The organism is Rhizobium sp. BK098 (assembly GCF_014193155.1).
Classification (GTDB): Bacteria; Pseudomonadota; Alphaproteobacteria; order Rhizobiales; family Rhizobiaceae; genus Rhizobium.
This window is the reverse complement of sequence record NZ_JACHYY010000004.1, coordinates 1-15,256: the sequence shown is the minus strand read 5'-3', so window position 1 is coordinate 15,256 and position 15,256 is coordinate 1. Positions and strand designations below refer to the sequence as shown.

The 15,256-nt window shown below is 60.0% G+C and carries 12 protein-coding genes and 1 pseudogene; 3 read left to right on the top strand and 10 right to left on the bottom strand.

The features are described 5' to 3' along the window. Entirely contained in the window at window positions 1-315 is a 315-nt protein-coding gene (locus FHT73_RS12120) for a hypothetical protein (protein ID WP_112611098.1), read from the bottom strand. 386 nt (window positions 316-701) lie between these two features. Here FHT73_RS12120 and dinB point away from each other — a divergent pair, with 386 nt between their 5' ends. Continuing rightward, window positions 702-1,799, top strand: coding sequence for a DNA polymerase IV (gene dinB / locus FHT73_RS12115; RefSeq protein ID WP_183711869.1), 1,098 nt, complete (start codon window positions 702-704; stop codon window positions 1,797-1,799). A gap of 13 nt (window positions 1,800-1,812) precedes the next feature. Here the strand turns inward: dinB and FHT73_RS12110 are convergent, their stop codons facing one another. Then, window positions 1,813-2,688 (bottom strand): helix-turn-helix transcriptional regulator, encoded by an 876-nt coding sequence (locus FHT73_RS12110; protein ID WP_112400072.1) that lies wholly within the window; start codon window positions 2,686-2,688, stop codon window positions 1,813-1,815. Between the two features lie 113 nt (window positions 2,689-2,801). Between FHT73_RS12110 and FHT73_RS12105 the strand changes: the two genes are divergently transcribed. Next, window positions 2,802-4,256, top strand: coding sequence for an MFS transporter (locus FHT73_RS12105; protein ID WP_183711862.1), 1,455 nt, complete (start codon window positions 2,802-2,804; stop codon window positions 4,254-4,256). Between the two features lie 98 nt (window positions 4,257-4,354). Here the strand turns inward: FHT73_RS12105 and FHT73_RS12100 are convergent, their stop codons facing one another. Further along, entirely contained in the window at window positions 4,355-6,139 is a 1,785-nt protein-coding gene (locus FHT73_RS12100; protein WP_183711860.1) for an APC family permease, read from the bottom strand. 242 nt (window positions 6,140-6,381) lie between these two features. On the opposite strand from FHT73_RS12100, the gene FHT73_RS12095 reads away from it, so the two are divergent. Then, entirely contained in the window at window positions 6,382-8,751 is a 2,370-nt protein-coding gene (locus FHT73_RS12095; protein ID WP_183711859.1) for a DUF1989 domain-containing protein, read from the top strand. On the opposite strand, the gene FHT73_RS29715 is transcribed toward FHT73_RS12095, so the two are convergent. The 7 genes and pseudogenes from FHT73_RS29715 to FHT73_RS12060 all read right to left on the bottom strand — a co-directional run. Further along, window positions 8,748-9,347, bottom strand: coding sequence for a PAS domain-containing protein (locus FHT73_RS29715; protein ID WP_112338234.1), 600 nt, complete (start codon window positions 9,345-9,347; stop codon window positions 8,748-8,750). The two genes, FHT73_RS12095 and FHT73_RS29715, sit on opposite strands and share 4 nt — an antisense overlap. Before the next feature lie 116 nt (window positions 9,348-9,463). Further along, a complete protein-coding gene (locus tag FHT73_RS12085; RefSeq protein ID WP_112400068.1) occupies window positions 9,464-10,801 on the bottom strand; it encodes an NAD(P)/FAD-dependent oxidoreductase in 1,338 nt (445 codons plus the stop codon). Window positions 10,802-10,869: 68 nt separating this feature from the next. Further along, window positions 10,870-11,910, bottom strand: coding sequence for a DUF3445 domain-containing protein (locus FHT73_RS12080; RefSeq protein ID WP_112611088.1), 1,041 nt, complete (start codon window positions 11,908-11,910; stop codon window positions 10,870-10,872). Window positions 11,911-11,939: 29 nt separating this feature from the next. Then, window positions 11,940-12,905 (bottom strand): PDR/VanB family oxidoreductase, encoded by a 966-nt coding sequence (locus FHT73_RS12075; protein ID WP_112611086.1) that lies wholly within the window; start codon window positions 12,903-12,905, stop codon window positions 11,940-11,942. Then, window positions 12,902-13,507: a dimethylamine monooxygenase subunit DmmA family protein gene (locus FHT73_RS12070; RefSeq protein WP_112611084.1), complete on the bottom strand. Its 606-nt coding sequence runs from the start codon at window positions 13,505-13,507 to the stop codon at window positions 12,902-12,904. Before FHT73_RS12070 ends, FHT73_RS12075 begins: the two co-directional genes overlap by 4 nt. Before the next feature lie 12 nt (window positions 13,508-13,519). Further along, window positions 13,520-14,653, bottom strand: a complete 1,134-nt coding sequence (locus tag FHT73_RS12065; protein WP_112611082.1) for an aminomethyltransferase family protein — start codon at window positions 14,651-14,653, stop codon at window positions 13,520-13,522. Window positions 14,654-14,767: 114 nt separating this feature from the next. Continuing rightward, window positions 14,768-15,256 (bottom strand): annotated as a pseudogene (locus FHT73_RS12060) (bifunctional methylenetetrahydrofolate dehydrogenase/methenyltetrahydrofolate cyclohydrolase); the annotation flags it as partial.

Genomic DNA, 15,256 nt, shown 5'->3' with positions numbered 1-15,256 from the left:
TTATACCGGCTGCGTTTGAGCTGGCCTGAAACCCAGCACGAAATCCACGACTTTCGACGAGGACATTTCGCAAGGCTTGAGGGTGAGGCTGGCTCCGGAGAGCACATAGAGATTGAAGCTGACGACATCGGTCCCGCCAAGCTCCTCGCCATAGAGCCAAACTCGCTTCCCGTCAGGCGATCGCTTGACCGTCACACCCCAGGGGCGATCTTGAAAGCGCCCCTCCGAATAGCCGTCAGACAGCTTCGCAAGCGCATGTTCGAAGTCCGACAATTCGGACGCCAGCAGCGCGTCGTTCGTCATGGCGCCAGGCATTCGTCACATATGCCGCAACCATCCTCATCCATCTTCCGCGCCGCTCGCTGCCTTCGGCAGCATAGGCACGCGGTTCCGTTAGATCGAGATTCCTCGTCATGCTCGGGCGGAAGGATTTCCATCGGCAGGTCGGAAAGGGGTTCGGTTGCGATTTGGCCCATCTTGAGGCTCCGTATTGGGGGATAGACAAGAGATAAGAAGCCTCGAAGGCATCTCCAAGGTGGCACTTGCGAATGACTGTCACAGAGCGATTTTCCCGCATCTCTCCGGCACGACAACGGAGCCGGTTTGATATCGTGATCAGGGATGATATGTTCTGTATTTGTTTCAGATTCTATAATTGAAGGGTCCATGCTTGAACCTGCAGCATGATGACCGAGATCGCCATGAACGACACCAACACAAACCCTGTTCGGAAGATCATCCATGTCGATATGGATGCATTTTATGCGTCGGTCGAACAGCGAGACAATCCCGAGCTGCGCGGCAAGCCGCTTGCGGTCGGCGGGTCGGCGGCGCGCGGCGTCGTGGCGGCCGCAAGCTACGAGGCCCGCGCCTTCGGCGTTCACTCGGCGATGCCTTCGGTCACGGCGAAGCGCAAATGCCCGGACCTGATTTTCGTGCCGCCGCGCTTCGACGTCTACAGGGCAGTGTCGCAGCAGATCCGCGAAATCTTCGCCGAATATACTTCGATTATCGAGCCGCTCTCGCTCGACGAGGCCTATCTCGACGTCACCCAGAACCACAAGGGCATGGAGATCGCCACCGAGATCGCGCTGGAGATCCGGACCAAGATCAAGCAGGTCACTGGTCTCAATGCTTCTGCCGGCATTTCCTACAACAAGTTCCTCGCCAAGATGGCAAGTGACCTCAATAAGCCCAATGGTCAGGCTGTCATTACGCCGAAGAACGGGCCGGCCTTCGTCGAAACGCTTCCCGTCAAGAAATTCCATGGCGTCGGACCAGCGACCGCCGAGCGGATGCACAAACTCGGCATCGAAACAGGGCTAGACCTGAAGTCGAAATCCCTCGCCTTCCTGCAGGAGCATTTCGGAAAGGCAGGCCCATATTTCTACGGTATCGCCCGCGGCATCGACGAGCGCCAGGTAAAGCCCGACCGGATCCGCAAATCCATTGGCGCGGAAGATACGTTCGCCGAGGATATTGACGATCTCGAGCTGGCGACAGCGGAGTTGCGGCCCTTAGCACAGAAGGTCTGGCGCTACTGCGAAACAGGCGGTTTCAGCGCCAAGACGGTGACCGTGAAGATCAAATATTCGGACTTCACCCAGGCGACACGCAGTCGGACAAGCTCCTTGCCGGTCGCAGACGGCGGCGCTGTTCTTGAGACAGCCTCGGCGCTTTTGGCAACCGTCCACCCGTTTGCCCGGCCGATCCGGCTGCTTGGCATCACGCTTTCGTCTTTGACGAACGAAGATGCCGACAATGGGAGATCACAGCCTCAGCTCGATCTTGGCATCTGAAGGAGGCCGCCGCTCAGCAAGACCGCTTGCGCTTCATCATCGCGTTCAGCTTCTCCACCCCGGCTTCGTCGACGGGTGTGTAGACGATCATGCGGTCGTCATTGCTGGGGCTTGCCCACCAATTGTTGGATTGCAGCGGCAGGACCGTGCCATCCGCCAGCCGAAAACGCTTGACGGTATTCTCGATGCCCTTGAGCTGATAGCGATCCCATACGATGCGGAACTGATCGGAAGCGCTCATATAGCGTTCCAATTGCCGCTCCCAGCTCGGATCATCGAGATGCTCGGCCATGGAGGCACGAAACAGCGCTGCCATATTGGCCAGCATCTCGTCGGGATCGGCCTGGCTTGCACGCCAGGCAGGATTGACGAGGGACAGATAAATGCAGTTCCGGTCTTCGGGCGGAAGGGCATCCAGATCGACGCCGACAAGACGGCGATAGGCCTCGTTGAAGCCGCGTATATTGTACCGTTTCGTCTGGATAAGAGCCGGATAAGGACAGAGATGATCGAGAATGCGCTGGCTGGCCTCGGTGAGCGGCTCGCAGACGCGAGGATTTTCAAGGCGAGGCGGAACCGGCAGATTGGCCAGTCTGAACAGGTGCTCCGTCTCGACTTCGTTGAATTCCAAAGCATGCGCGACGGAGAGAAGCACGCGCGGCGACACGCGGATCGGCCGGCCCTGTTCCAGCTTGGTATACCAGGTAATGCCGATATCGGCGCGCGAGGCCACTTCTTCCCGCCGCAATCCGGGTGTACGAATCCGTCCTGCTCGACCGAGTCCCAATCTTTGCGGGTCAAGGGATTCCCGCCGTCTTCGCAACATCTCGCCGAGTTCCTGTGCCCGCGAAAGCATCTGATTGGGGACGATATCGAGCGTGCCGTGCATTTCCATTCTCCAGCCTGACACTTTTTATACCAGTCTAAACAGGTATCTTGTACCAGTTTAACATGGGTGTAAAACGCTGTGGACTCAGTTTTGAAAATACTTTGAGGTCCCCCATGTCTTCCGCACCAATCCGGCTTGGCCAATTCGGCCTGCTGATCCTGCTGGCCGGGCAATTGCTGCTGCAACTCGATTTTTCCATCATCAATGTCGGCCTCGCCGCCATCTCGGCCTCGCTGCACGCCGGCGAGACCGAACTTGAGCTTTTCGTCGCCGCCTATGGCGTCGCCTTTGCCGTCTGCCTGGCGATGGGTGCGCGCCTCGGCGACAATTTCGGCCGCAGGCGCATGTTCGGCCTCGCCGTCCTGTTGTTCTGCCTCGCCTCCCTGCTATGCGGGGTAGCGACATCAGTCACCTTCCTCATCGTTGCGCGCGCGCTGCAGGGAATTGCGGCTGCACTCATGGTGCCGCAGGTACTGGCGACCATCCATGTCAGCCTGACCGGACGCGATCACGCCCGCGCCGTTTCGCTTTACAGCGCAATTGGCGGCATCGCCTTCATCGTCGGCCAGGTTCTCGGCGGCTTCCTGATCTCTGCCAATATTGCCGGCTCCGGATGGCGCAGTATCTTTCTCATCAACCTGCCGGTCTGCATCCTGATCCTGATCAGCGTGTGGCGCCATGTCCCCGAAACGCGTGGCCAAGGCAGAGTTCCGGTCGACTGGTCGGGCATGATTACGCTGGCGCTGCTGACTTTGTCGGTCCTGCTGCCGACCGCGCTCGGCCCGTCGCTACACTGGAACTGGCTTTGCCTGCTCGGCTTCGTGCCGATCCTGCCGCTGGTGGCACTTCTTTGGCGTATCCAGCGCTCCAAGGAGGCGCGTGGCGCCTTCCCGATCCTGCCGCCGTCGCTCACGCGCATCTCCAGCATGCGATTCGGCGGGCTGATCGCCATACTCTTCTTCACCTGCTGGAGCGGCTTCATGTTCGTCTTCGCCCTTACCTTGCAGGCAGGTGCCGGGCTGACCCCGCTGCAATCGGGCAATGCCTTGATTGCACTTGGCGGCTCCTACTTCGTCTCGGCCGCTTTCGTCACGCCTCGCCTTGCAAACCTACGGCGCGAACTCATGCTGGCGATGGGCTGCGTGATCCAGATGAGCGGGCTTGCTCTGCTCATCGTGACGCTCGAAACGGTCTGGCCGCGACCTGGCGTCATCAACCTCATTCCGTCCACAGTCCTGATCGGTTTCGGCCAGGCGCTGATCGTCAACAGCTTCTACCGGCTGGGGCTGGCGGACGTGCCGCATGAACATGCCGGCGCCGGCAGCGCCATGCTCGCAACCATGCAGCAGGTGTCGCTGGGTCTCGGGCCGGCGATCCTGGGGGCGGTATTTGCCCAGGTGCTGCAATATTCCAGCGCCTATCTCTCCGCCGGGGTCACGGCCATCGCCGTCGAACTCGGGCTAATGGCCATCCTGCTGGTGGCCACGCTTCTGCGATTGGCACGGCAGCGCAGCCGACCAGAAGAAGACGCCGAGATCGGCGACGCCCTCATCGTCGCACCTGAATGATCGGACGATCAGCGTTAAAAGCATTGATCCCATAACAAAATCCGGCCTGTCGCCAGGCCGGACTTGCAAGCATAGGCCTCGTCTTCGACCAGATGCGGCTACGCCGGCAGCTGGAAAACCCAATTGGCAATCAGCACGATGGCAAGGCCGCCGGCAAGCGCCAGATAGGGCAGAATCCCCGCCTTCTTTACACCCAGATCCTGGCCGACAAGGCCCAGATCATCCATGGCACCGGCCGGGAACTTGCCGCCATCGCGAACATAATGCCTGTAGGCAAAGACCGGCAGGATGAGGGCCGCAAAGGCAAAACCGATCCAGAGCGCATTGGCATAGCCCCAAACCTTGGCGCCAGCGCCAAGGAAGAGCGCATTGACGAAAGCAAGGACGGTGTTAAGGCCGATGAGCCACGACGGCGCTTTCCACGGGCGCTCGACATGACCGGAGTCCATGCGGTGTATCCAGCCGGAATTGAGGTTGAGGAAATTGAAGATGATGTATCCGACGTTGGAGACGGCAAGCACGAAGAAATAGCCGCTCGTGTCGGAGGCAATGGCGAGAAGAAAGAGATTGAAGGCGAAGTCCGTCCACATCGCTCTCGTCGGCGCACCGTTCTCGTTCACATGATCGAGATATTTCGGCAGCCAGCCGTCCTTCGAGCCCTGATAGAGGGTGCGCGAGGAACCCGCCATTGCCGTCATGATCGCAAGAAACAGTGCCAGGATCATCAGGATGACGAGCAATTGCGTAACGATCCGGCCGGCGCCGATCAGGCCGCCGAGCGCTTCGGCAACGCCGGTGCCATCGACGATGCCGGGCGCCAGCATGCCGGCATGACCGAGCACGCCTTGGAAAGCGAAGGGCACCAGGAAGAAGAAGACGCAGCAGGCAAGGCCCGAGTAGAAGATTGCCTTGAACGTATCCGTCTTCGGGTTTTTCAGCTCACGCGTGTAGCAGACCGCCGTCTCGAAGCCATAGGTCGACCAGGCGGCGATATAGAGGCCGCCGAGGAAAAGCGTCCAGCCGCCATTGCTCCAGGTGCCGTCAGTCGCAGCGTAGGCCGCTGTCGGCGGTAGCAGGCCGGTCACGTTGGCGGAGAGGATTTGGCCGCTGACGATCGGATAGACGCCGATGATCAGAAGCGGCACGAGGACGATGATGGCGAGCCACTTCTGCACGCTGGCCGTCTCGGAGATGCCGCGATGCTGGATCGCAAAGATGATCAGCATCAGGACACCGCCGATGAAGAAGGTGGCGTTGATATTGGCGGTCGCGAGGAAAGGAATGTTGAAGCTGACGAGAGACCAGTTGCGGATGGGCGGCGTAAAAGCTGCAACGCCATCGGCGCTGAGCAGCGCTTTTACCGCATCGTCGGGCGATGTACCGGCATGGGCCGCAATGTATTCGGCAACACGCGGGCTATCGGCGGCGATCGACGTCGCATGGGCGCTGATCCAGCTGAGCACAGCCTGTGAGTCCGCCGCGGGGATCGGGAAGAAGGCATTGAGGATATAGCCTGCCGCAATGGCGCAGCCGAGGGACAGCACCGGCGACCAGGCAAACCAGTTGCACCAGACCGAAAGCGGCGCGATGAATTTCGAGTAACGCAGCCAGGCCGTCGCGCCATAGACCGAGGCGCCGCCGGACTTGTTGCCGAACATGCCGGCAATTTCGGCGTAGGTGAAAGACTGCAGGAAACCCATGATCATCGAGATGATCCACACGACGAAGGCAAGCTTGCCCGTCGTGCCGGCGATGCCGCCGATGGAGAAGAGAACAAGCGGCGGCACGCCCGCAGCCACCCAGAACGCGCCCTTCCAGTCAAGCGCGCGTATAAGCTTACCTTCGGTGCCGGCGGAAGCGCCGGCGTCCACGATATCCGTCATCGGTGATATTCCCCATTTTGTTCCGGACGTATCTCTCGTACGTCTCCCTGAACGTGCCTCCCATGGCATTGCGGGGCTTGCTGGAAGTTTTCGTAAGCCGAGTCTGCGCGCGGATTTCCAGATGCATGCCCTTTATACATAGTGAAGATATTTTCTTTTTAGTCAATATCCCTTTACTTTCAGACGGCATTTTGTCAGCATGATTCCGGTGTCCGACACGCCTCATTTCCCGAGAGGGCTCTATGCGAGATCTCCATCCATCAGCAGCCGGAATACGGCCCGTCTCCGCGAGCATTATCCGCTATCCGGGCATTCCAGCGCTGCCGCCGGACACTGAGCGCTATCGCTGCAAGGGCGGTGGGTCGCTGGTCGTCCGCGTCGAACCTGGCGATCGGATTTCGGTGGCGGATAGCGAAGGCGGGCAGGTCTGCGAGCTGACCTTCCTTGACGAGAAGGGCCGCTTTCAATCCGCTGGCCTAGGGTCGGCATTCACCGGCGAGGCGACAGGTCTCAAAGCCATTCTTTCCTCGGGGAATGAAAGTGCGGTTCGCGTCAGGATGGCGCTGGAGCGGCGTGGGGCCGATCTGGCCTCTGCGGCAGCGCTTCGCCTCTTCGGCGCCTCTTCTCCGGCAGGCAGTACCGCGGAATTCACGATCGCGACCAAAGGCCTGCTTGTCGCCTGTGCGCCAGGAATGGCCATGTCGCCGGAAGCGCAGGATACGGCAACACCAATCGAGGTCAGGATCCGCCGTACGACGATCCTGCGAGACTATGCCTCCGCATTGCCCGAACCGCTCGCCGACCCGATCGAGAACATTCGCATCCGGGCAGCGACCGCTTCGGCCTACTTCGTTCGCGCCGGCGAATATATCCAGATCATCGATGTCTATGGCCGGCAATGCACGGATTTTCAGGCCTTTTCCGCCCGCAAGGTCGACAAGGGACTCGATCTTGCACTCGATTCTACAGTGACCCGCACCCTTCTTGGCCGCAGCTATCCAGCTCCCGGCCTGCCGTCCAAGGCCTTCGACCGCGATTTCGAGCCGCTGGTGGAAATCGTGCAGGATACGGTCGGCCGCCACGACGCCTTCGCAACGGCCTGCAATTCGCGCTATTACGACGACATGGGCTATCCCGGTCACGTGAACTGCACGGACAATTTCAATGCAGCGCTCGCGCCCTATGGTATTGCCGGACGAAAGGGCTGGGAGGCGCTCAACTACTTCTACAACACCAATGTCGATCACAATAACCAGCTCTATCTCGACGAACCTTGGTCGAGACCGGGCGATTACGTCCTGATGCGCGCACTGACGGATCTCGTCTGCGTCTCCTCCTCCTGCCCTGATGACATCGATGCGGCCAATGGCTGGGACCCGACCGATATCCATGTCCGCACCTTTTCAGGCAAAGAAAAATTCACACGAGCGGTGGCCTATCGCATGACCCCTGATGCCGACCCCGAACTGACGCGGGAGACCGCGTTTCACCCGCGCCTCTCCGCCCTGACGCGCGACTACACCGAATATCGTGGCTTCTGGCTGCCGAACCGCTTCTCCTCGGAAGGACCGGTCGAGGAATACTGGGCCTGTCGTGAACGCGCCGTGGTGATGGATCTCTCGCCGCTGCGCAAGTTCGAGGTGACGGGACCGGATGCGGAGGAATTGCTGCAATATTGCCTGACGCGCGATGTGCGCAAGCTATCGACCGGTCAGGTGGTCTATTCCGCCATGTGCTACGAACACGGCGGCATGATCGACGACGGCACGTTGTTTCGCCTCGGCGACAAGAACTTCCGCTGGATCGGCGGCGATGACTATAGCGGCATCTGGCTGCGCGAGCAGGCGGAGAAGAAGGGCTTCAAGGCCTGGGTGCGCTCCTCCACCGACCAGATGCACAATATCGCCCTGCAAGGCCCGAAGAGCCGCGACATCCTAAAGGAGATCATCTGGACGGCGCCGCGCCAGCCGACGATCGGCGAGCTCGAATGGTTCCGTTTCGCGGTCGGCCGCATCGGCCACTTCGAGGGAGCACCGGTCGTCGTCTCTCGCACCGGTTATACCGGCGAGCTCGGCTACGAAATCTTCTGCCATCCGAAGGATGCTGCAATTGTCTTTGATGCGGTCTGGAAAGCCGGTGAACCCTATGGGCTGAAACCGATGGGCCTGGAGGCACTGGATATGGTGCGTATCGAGGCGGGCCTAGTCTTTGCCCATCACGAATTCGACGATCAAACCGATCCTTTCGAGGCCGGTATCGGCTTCACTGTCCCGTTGAAATCCAAGCAGGACGATTTCATCGGTCGCGAGGCGTTGATACGGCGGAAGGAAAATCCGCGCCACCTGATGGTCGGTCTAGACATCGAGGCCAACGAAGCCGTGGGACATGGCGATTGCATCCATATCGGCCGCGCGCAGATCGGCGTGATCACCAGCGCGACACGGTCGCCGATCCTCGGCAAAACCATTGCGCTTGCCCGGGTTGATGTCACGCATGCGGGGGTCGGCACCAAGGTTGAGATTGGCAAACTCGATGGCCAACAGAAGCGGCTTCCCGCCGTCATCGTGCCGCTTTCGCATTACGACCCGCAGAAGACGCGACCGCGATCCTAATCCGCTTTCCTCTGCGCGCTCGAAATCGCGCGCGCAGCTTCTTCCGAAGAGTTTGCAAGCGAACGCATTTCGGCCGCCAGAACAGCGAAGCCCGATCCCGCCGTCCCCGCTCTTGCAGCCTCGATGCCGGCATTGACGGCAAGAAGCTTCAGATAGCGCAGGGACTGCAGGATCTCATTGGTCTTGGACGCGGTAACCCGCATGCCGGCGGTCTGCTCGTCGATACGCTGGTAGAGCGATTCGATATTCAGGATGCTGCCTTCGAGATAAAGAAGCTCCCCGGCCTCATCCCATACGCCGCCGCCGGTCTCCGTTACCCAGAGAAAATGGCCGTCGCGATGACGGATGCGATACTCCATCGTCCAGTCCGTGCGGCTTTCCAGCGCCTTGCCGACAAGCTCGTCCATGAGCGGGATATCCTCTTCGCACATGATCGAAGTAAAGGTTCGCGCGCGGTTGCCGATGATCTCGTCAGCGGGATAGCCGAAAATGCGCTCGATGCCGTCGGTCATCTCAAGCATCGTATAGTTTTCGTCTGCCCGGCAGCGATAAAGAAAACCCGCCATACGGCCGAGAACGCTTGTCTGAAAATCCATGAAGCCATGCCCGAAGAGAAGGTTGCGGATGAACTCGTTTCGTCTCAACGCACAAAAGAGCCGACAAGGGCTGCTCTTCGCCTCCCTTGCCGGTTAGGTGGGGAAGTGACCGCGGATCAATTGCGCAGATATTCCTCCATCGAATCGTCAAGCGCATCGACCCAGGGCGTATGATGCGTCGGCGACATGTTGCCGGTCATCAGCGAGCGGTAGGCGTGGTCGCGGAAGCCCATGATGTTCTCAGCCTTGTGGTGCTCCCACTCCATGAAGGTCTTATTCGTGCCTTCGATGTCGAAGCTCGGATAATCCGTCTCGGCGAGCAGTTCCTTCACATAGTCGCCCTGGTACCAGATCATCTGCTCGGCATCCTCGAGGGTTTCTTCGCGGGCGCGCCATTTGTCGAAGTTTGCCTGCAGTTCCGCTTCCGGCGGCAGCTTGATGCGACCCATGATGACATCGCGCGCCCACCAGGCCTGCACGTCGAACATGTTGAAGGTATAGAACTGATCCTGCATGCCGATGTAGAAGAGCTGCGGATTCTTGTCGAAGATCACGCCCTTGTAGAGATGGTCGGCCCAGAGGCGGTTTGCCGTCTTCAAACGCAGATCATCCGGCAGGAAGGGGAAATGATGCTGATAGCCGGTGCAGAGGATAAGCGCGTCGACCTCCTTCGATGAGCCGTCGAGGAAATAGGCCGTCTTGTTCTCAAGACGCGTCAACAGCGGCCGCTCCTCGAAATTCTCGGGCCATTTGAAGCCCATCGGCTTGGAGCGATAACTCGTCGTCACGGACTTCGCCCCGTATTTCCAGCATTGCGAACCGATATCCTCGGCCGAATAGCTGCGGCCGACGAGGAGCACGTCCTTGCCCTTGAACTCCAGCGCGTCACGGAAATCGTGCGCGTGCAGCACGCGGCCGTTGAAGGTCTTCACGCCCTCGAAATAGGGCACGTTCGGCGTCGAGAAGTGACCTGAGGCGACGACGACATAATCGAACTCCTCGTCATACATCCGGTCCTGAGGCCGATCATGCGCGGTCACCGTGAACTTCTTCGTCTCTTCATCGAAGCGCACCATGCGCACCGGCGTGCTGAAGCGCACCCATTTGCGCACATCGGCCTTTTCGACGCGGCCCTTGATATAGTCCCAAAGTACGGCGCGCGGCGGATAGGAGGCGATCGGCTTGCCGAAATGCTCTTCAAAGGAATAATCGGCGAATTCCAGGCATTCCTTCGGGCCGTTCGACCAGAGATAACGATACATGCTGCCATGCACCGGTTCGCCATATTCATCGAGGCCTGTGCGCCAGGTATAATTCCAGAGGCCGCCCCAATCCGCCTGCTTTTCGAAGCAGACGACTTCCGGGATATCAGCACCCTTCTTTGCAGCCGATTGAAAGGCCCTTAGCTGGGCAAGGCCCGAAGGGCCGGCACCGATAACGGCAACTCGTGTCATGTGGCATTCCCCTTCTCGATTCTATCGAAATTCTTATGGCATGCAGAAGTTCGGCGTGGCGTCCGGCATCAATCCGGGAAGATGCCGGGGCTGGTCGGCGCGCCGTCGTCATATCGCGAAAGCCAGTCGATCGTGGTCTGGCGGAAGCGCGTCAGGCCCTTGTAGTCGATGAGCTCGGGCGGCAGCGTCTTCAGCACGCGCGGAAAACGGCGCGCCCATTTCGGCACGGTCACCAGCTCATTCATGTTCATCAAATAGCAGCGGATGACGAAGAGAATGGCGTTCGAGCGCGGCAGGCGCCACAGGCTCTGCAGCTCGACGCGCAGATGCACCTTCTCGCCGACATTCTCAGGCGTCACCGTGGTGCGGTCCGGACCCCATTTCGGATAGTTTTCAGGACTGGTATCGAGGCGCGGATTGATCGTCATCGTCCAATTGAACCGGCGCGTCGGCTTGCCCAGCTGCAGGTTCAAAAGGAATTTGAGCGCACGGTCGAAGACGCCGATCTGGTGGGCAAGCGGCACCGGCCCGTGCCACTCCATGAAATTCATGCCGATATCGAAATCGAGCGACCAATCGGCCTGGGTCGTCACCATGCCGGCATCCATCCAGAGATTGCCGTCGCGCTGGTCGACGATGCAGAAATCGCCCTGCGCCTGGCGCGTGATGTACTCGAAGGGTTCGTAAGGCAGGGTCGATGCATCACCGAAGGTGAAGGTGTCGTCTATGCCAAGAGGACGATTGATCCAACGCCACTGGTCGCCGTTCTTGGTGAGCGTGAAATGCTCGGGATAGCCGGCCGCCTGCTCTTCCATCAGCAGTTCCAGCGTATCCCATTGCGCCGTCATCATATGCGGCAGCGCCTGATAGCGCAGCGGATCTTCCTTCAGCACCAGAGCCCGGTCGTGCATCTCGGCAACATAGTGCTCATCGACGTCGATCAGGCTTTCGTAGATCGTATTCTTCCGCCCCTTCACATGCGGCTCCATGTTGACGGAATACATGTATTCGTCACGATCGAAGGGGAACGGGAAACGCCTGATATTTTCCGGACTGTTGCGGTAGCTGAAATCGTCCCTGAACGTTTCCTGCTTGAAGGCGATTGCCATGTCCGTTCTCCTGGATATCGGTTGAGTGCCTAAAGGTCGAGATGCAGCGCGCTTCCTTCGAAACGGGAAACGCAGATCATCACCTTTCGGCCGGCGGCCTTTTCTTCGTCGGTCAGATAGACGTCATTATGCAGAAGCTTGCCGTCGCAGACGGCGACACCGGTCTCGCACTGTCCGCAGGCACCGCCGCGACAGAGGAAGGGCGCATCGACACCGGCAGCCTCGATCGCTTCCAGCATGCTCTCATGATGGCCGACGTGAACGGTCTTGCCCGACCGCGTCAGCATGATGGAGAAAGGCTTTCCGGGCTGCGACGACAGGAAGCGTTCGGAATGCAGGTTCTGTTCCGGCCAGCCAGCCTCCACGCCCGTTTTCAACACGCCGTCAATCATGCCGGCCGGGCCGCACACATAAAGATGCGTGCCGAGCGGCTGGTTTTCGAGCAGACGGGCTACGGGCATGAAATTGCGATCGGCGTCGCAATAGATCTTCACCCGCTGCGAGCCATATTGCTCGACAAGCTCCTGGCAATAAGCGCCGCGATCAAGCGAACGCACGGCATAATGCAGCTCGAAATTCGCGCCCTCGCGGGAGAACTGCTGCATCATCGCAATGAAGGGCGTGATGCCGATGCCGCCGGCAATCAGCAGATGCTTGCGGCCGCGCCAGTCCGGCTGGAAGAGATTGACGGGATAGCTGACCTTGAGCTCGTCGCCCTCCCGCACCTTCTCATGCATGAAGGCGGAGCCGCCGCGCGAGTCCTTGACGCGCAGCACGCTAATCTCATAGGCCGAGCAATCATGCGGCGCGGACATCAGCGAATAGGCATTGCGGCGAACATGGCCTTCGTCGTTCATCGAGACGATGACATGGGCGCCGCCGGAAAAATAAGGCATCGGCGCGCCATCGAGACGTTCGAAGCGGAAGCGCTTGATGCGGTCGGCAACGGGCGTCACCTTCGCGACACGAACAGGAATTTCCGTACCACCGCTCACAGGAACAACTCCTCTGGATCGGGCGCCGTGCCCGGCTCTTCCGCATCGATGTTGACGCCCTGGAAGGCGCCGAGACGACGCGAGTAGTGGTCGCGCACCAATAGCGGAAGCCCGCAATGGCCGCAGGCGAAAGGACTATGCGTGACATCGTCGGTGATGCCCTTGCAGTGGACGCATTGCACGCGGCGCGCCAGGGAACCGCGATGTTCCGTGATGATCGAGGCATGATCCATGCCGTAGTCGAGCGCCACCATCATTGCCTGGCCGATAAAGCCCTCGGTGCCGGCTATATAAAGCCGCGTGCCCATATGCGCCGTTGCAAGCGAGCCCTTCAGGCGGAAGAGCAATGTCGCAATGGTCGGCGCCGTGAAGAACATGTCGACGCCGAGCCGGCGCAGGGCCTCATCATGGCCTCTGCCCTGCGAACCGCGCGCGACATAGAGGATTTCGCTGCGCGACAGGATGGTATCGTCAAGCCCGGCCGTCTGGTCGAGGAGGGCATTGGCCCCCTCGCCTTCCAGCGCGAACAGATGCCGCCGGGCATGCGGCTGGATGGAGAGACCTTTGTAGACCGGTCGGCTCTTGATGCCTTCGACAAGCATGAGCGCGCCTCCTTAGCCGATGGCCGTCCTCTTCTTCTTTTCCGGGTCGTCGAACGGCAGCGTATGGGCAATCGCGCTCGCCTTCAGGCTCTTGCCACGCACTTCCAGCTCCGTGCCCTGCACGGCCTTATCGACATCGAGGCGGGCGATCGCCATCGATTTCTTCGTCAAGCTCGAATAGCAGGGGCAGGTGATGACGCCGACCTTTTTACCGTCGGCATAGACCTCGTCGCCGAGATCGGCCGGACCGTTTGCATCGATCAGCATGCCGAAGATCTTGAAACGCTCCTCACCCTTGAGGCGCGCATGTTCCTCGGCGCCGCGAAAACCCGTCTTGCCGGGGCTGACGGTGAAGTCGAGGCCGAGCTCCCAGAGGCTGTCGCCGGGCGGCTGATCCGCGAAAGGATACATCTGCGAGTTATCGTAGGGATAAAACAGCAGGTAGCTTTCGACGCGCAGCATGTCGAGAACGCTGAAGCAGCATGGAATGATCCCCATCTCCTTACCTTCCGCGACGATGCGGTCCCAGACCATCGGTGCATCCTGGCCACGCACGAAGATCTCGTAACCGCGCTCGCCGGTATAGCCGGTGCGCGAGATCATTACGGGCGCGCCGAACAGCGTCGTCTGCATGTGATGGAAATATTTGAGGTCGCGGATGCCGGGCACGTACTTGGCGAGATAGTCAACCGCAACGGGACCCTGCAGCGACAGATCATGCAGATCGTCATCGAAGAGGACAGCGCAGTTGCGGCCGGCCGCCTGCTTGAGCACTTCCTCGTGGCCAGAGCCCGAGCCATGTACCAGCATCCACGAATTCGGACCGGTGCGGTAGACGATGCAATCGTCGGTGAAGTAACCGCGGTCGTTGAGCATCGCGGCGTAGACCGAGCGGCCGGGATAGATCTTCGACATATCCCGGGTAGTGATATAGTCGAGCACGGCAATGGCATGCGGCCCGACCAGATGCACCTTCTTGAGCCCGGAAACGTCCATGATGCCGGCTTTGGTACGGATCGCGACATGCTCCTGCGACATGTCCTTCTCGTAGGTCCAGGCGGTTCCCATGCCGCTCCAGTCTTCGAGTTTCGATCCGAGAGCACGGTGCCGGTCCGCCAAGGCGGAGAAACGCCATGATAATGCCATTTCGTTCCCTCTTTTTCTTCTACGGAATATTTATTTCCTGACTATAATCGTCTTTCGCGCCTTGGCAAGCCGATCCGAAGGGTTTTTCTTGACCGTCCGGATGGTATTTCGCCCTCAAAACTTCGGCGGCTTCTTACCTGCAGCGCGATGGGCTGCGATGACGGTGTTGGCCATCAGCATGGCGATCGTCATCGGACCCACACCGCCCGGAACCGGCGTAATCGCTGCGGCGACATCGGAGGCCTCCGCATAGGCGACATCGCCCACCAGCCGGCTCTTGCCCTCGCCGCGCTCCGGTGCCGCGATCCGGTTGATGCCAACATCGATGACGGTCGCACCTGGCTTCACCCAATCCGCCTTCACCATCTCCGGACGGCCAACGGCCGCGACCAGGATATCGGCGCTACGGGCAACACCTGCCAAATCCTTCGTGCGCGAATGCGCCGTCGTCACCGTCGCATTGGCATTGAGCAACAATTGCGCCATCGGCTTGCCGAACAGGTTGGAACGGCCGATGACGACGGCATTCAGCCCCGACAGGTCTTCGCCGTGGATCGAACGTACCAAAAGCATGGCGCCGGCCGGCGTGCAGGAGATCAGCCC

Coding starts and splice junctions, on each gene's coding strand:
- FHT73_RS12120 (WP_112611098.1), bottom strand. CDS start 315: ATGCCTGGCGCCATGACGAACGACGCGCTGCTGGCGTCCGAATTGTCG.
- FHT73_RS12105 (WP_183711862.1), top strand. CDS start 2,802: ATGTCTTCCGCACCAATCCGGCTTGGCCAATTCGGCCTGCTGATCCTG.
- dinB (WP_183711869.1), top strand. CDS start 702: ATGAACGACACCAACACAAACCCTGTTCGGAAGATCATCCATGTCGAT.
- FHT73_RS12080 (WP_112611088.1), bottom strand. CDS start 11,910: ATGGCAATCGCCTTCAAGCAGGAAACGTTCAGGGACGATTTCAGCTAC.
- FHT73_RS12100 (WP_183711860.1), bottom strand. CDS start 6,139: ATGACGGATATCGTGGACGCCGGCGCTTCCGCCGGCACCGAAGGTAAG.
- FHT73_RS12095 (WP_183711859.1), top strand. CDS start 6,382: ATGCGAGATCTCCATCCATCAGCAGCCGGAATACGGCCCGTCTCCGCG.
- FHT73_RS12070 (WP_112611084.1), bottom strand. CDS start 13,507: ATGCTTGTCGAAGGCATCAAGAGCCGACCGGTCTACAAAGGTCTCTCC.
- FHT73_RS29715 (WP_112338234.1), bottom strand. CDS start 9,347: ATGGATTTTCAGACAAGCGTTCTCGGCCGTATGGCGGGTTTTCTTTAT.
- FHT73_RS12065 (WP_112611082.1), bottom strand. CDS start 14,653: ATGGCATTATCATGGCGTTTCTCCGCCTTGGCGGACCGGCACCGTGCT.
- FHT73_RS12085 (WP_112400068.1), bottom strand. CDS start 10,801: ATGACACGAGTTGCCGTTATCGGTGCCGGCCCTTCGGGCCTTGCCCAG.
- FHT73_RS12110 (WP_112400072.1), bottom strand. CDS start 2,688: ATGCACGGCACGCTCGATATCGTCCCCAATCAGATGCTTTCGCGGGCA.